The organism is Streptomyces sp. NPDC048352, from assembly GCF_040651895.1.
Lineage (GTDB): Bacteria > Actinomycetota > Actinomycetes > Streptomycetales > Streptomycetaceae > Streptomyces.
In genome coordinates this window covers 1-2,051 of record NZ_JBEZKZ010000165.1, presented here as the reverse complement: position 1 = coordinate 2,051, position 2,051 = coordinate 1, and the positions used below count along the sequence as shown (strand labels likewise).

Here is a 2,051-nt window from a genome sequence, read left to right as displayed (position 1 = left end):
GCCGCCTCGGCGACATCACCAGTTAGCCAGGCCCCCGCCGCCCTGGCAACGCCCCCCTGCTACTAGCGGCCCTCGCAGGTGGGGAGGAACGGCCCACGCCGCCCGGGCCCGGGTTCGGGCAGGTGGCCGGGGGTGCCGACGGGGCGGCGGGGTCTACTACCGGGGGCCGAATGTGACGTGGGTCCTGTGGGCCGCCTCACCGCCCAGCGGCCTGATTGTCACGTTATGTGCCCGGTTGAGGCCTCTTGGGTGGGTGTCCCAGGTCACTTCCGGCCCCCGAATCGAAGGAGACCGGCGCGTCGAACGCAGCTTTCCGAGTCGCGCGCCGCAGCGCCTTCAGCAGGGTGGCCCCGACCGTGAGGGTCAGGACGACCGTCAGCGCGGCCCGGCCCAGGTCCCAGCCGACCGAGGTGGCCAGGCAGTACGCGACGAACCGGGCCAGGTTCTGCGGCACCGGGTCGCCGGGGTGGAAGGAGACGCCCTGCCCCATGCCCTGGAGGAGGACCCAGCCCTGGAGGTTCATGACCGTCCCGTAGGCGAACGAGCCGAGGAACCCGTACGCCGCGAGCAGCGCGAGCTCGGCCCGCCCCCGGATCCGCTCCGGCCCCGGCAGCAGCCCGGCACCCAGCGAGAACCACCCCAGGGCCAGCATCTGGAACGGCATCCACGGCCCCACCCCGCCCGTGAGCAGGGCCGACGCGAACATGGTGACCGAGCCCAGGACGAACCCGAAGCCGGGACCGAGGACGCGGCCGCTGAGCACCATCAGGAAGAACATCGGCTCCAGGCCGGCCGTGCCCGCGCCGAGCGGCCGCAGGGCCGCCCCCACGGCGGCGAGCACCCCCAGCATCGCGACGGCCTTCGAGTCCATGCCCTGGTCGGCGATGGTCGCGACGACGACCGCCACGAGGAGGGGCAGCAGCGCGGCGAAGAGCCACGGGGCGTCCTGGGAGTGGGCGAGGCCGGACTGGCGGTCGGCGAGCAGGGGCCAGCCGAAGGCGGCGATGCCGATGAGGGTGACCAGCGCCAGGGCCGCCGCCGCGCGGGGGCCGATACGGACGGGGCGGGTGCGGGGTGCGCGGCCGCTCATGCGGGGGCTCCGGGGGCCGGGGCTTCGGGGGCGGGGGCTTGGAGGGCGCGGGCTTCGAGGGCGCGGGCTTCGAGGGCGGCGGCGACCTGGGACACCGTGAGCCAGTGGCCCGGGGCCAGGACCTTGGCGACCTGCGGGGCGAAGGCGGGGGAGGACACCACGACCTCGGCCGTCGGACCGTCCGCGACGATCTCTCCGCCCGCCAGGACGACCACCCGGTGGGCCAGCTCGGCGGCCAGCTCCACGTCGTGCGTCGCGAGGACGATGGCGTGGCCGTCGGCGGCGAGGCCGCGCAGCGTCTCCACCAGGCGGGCCTTCGCGGCGTAGTCCAGGCCGCGGGTCGGCTCGTCCAGCAGCAGCAGGGCCGGCCGGCCGGTCAGGACCAGCGCGAGCGCCAGGGTCAGCCGCTGGCCCTCGGACAGGTCACGGGGGTGGGTGCCGTCCGGTACGCCGGGCAGCAGGGCGCTGACCAGGGCGCGGCAGGTCCCCGGGGCCGCGCCGGCATCGGCGTCGGCCGCCGCGCACTCGGCGGCGACCGTGTCCGCGTAGAGGAGGTCACGGGGCTCCTGGGGGACCAGGCCGACCCGGCGGACCATCTCCTGCGGCGGAGTCCGGTGGGGGATCCGGCCGCCGACCGTCACCTGGCCGGTGGAGGGGGCGAGGGTGCCGGTGAGGGCGGCGAGGAGGGTGGACTTGCCGGCGCCGTTGCGGCCCATGAGGGCGACGGTCTCGCCGGGGGCGACACGGAGGGTGACGTCGCGCAGCACCTCGGCGCGGCCGCGGCGGACGCCGAGGGCGGTGGCGGTGGCGGCCGCGTCGGCCGGGGCCGCGGGCTCCGCGGGGGTGGTGCGGCGCCGGCCGAGGATCCGGGTGAGCCACCCGTGGGGGGCGGGGCCGGTGCCGGGGGCCGCTGCGCGGAGCTGCTCCCCGCCCCGCCCTTCGCCCCGGGGTACGGGCGAAG

The 2,051-nt window shown here is 77.0% G+C and carries 2 protein-coding genes; both read right to left on the bottom strand.

All coding sequences use genetic code 11. From position 1 onward, the window contains the following. Window positions 1-223: 223 nt before the first annotated feature. Window positions 224-1,090 carry an ECF transporter S component gene (locus AB0D45_RS34775; RefSeq protein ID WP_362466696.1) on the bottom strand — a complete coding sequence of 289 codons (867 nt, stop codon included), beginning with the start codon at window positions 1,088-1,090 and terminating at the stop codon, window positions 224-226. Beyond that, window positions 1,087-2,051 (bottom strand): ATP-binding cassette domain-containing protein (locus tag AB0D45_RS34770; protein WP_362466693.1); only part of this gene is annotated, 965 nt, incomplete at its 5' end. The genes AB0D45_RS34775 and AB0D45_RS34770, both read right to left, overlap by 4 nt.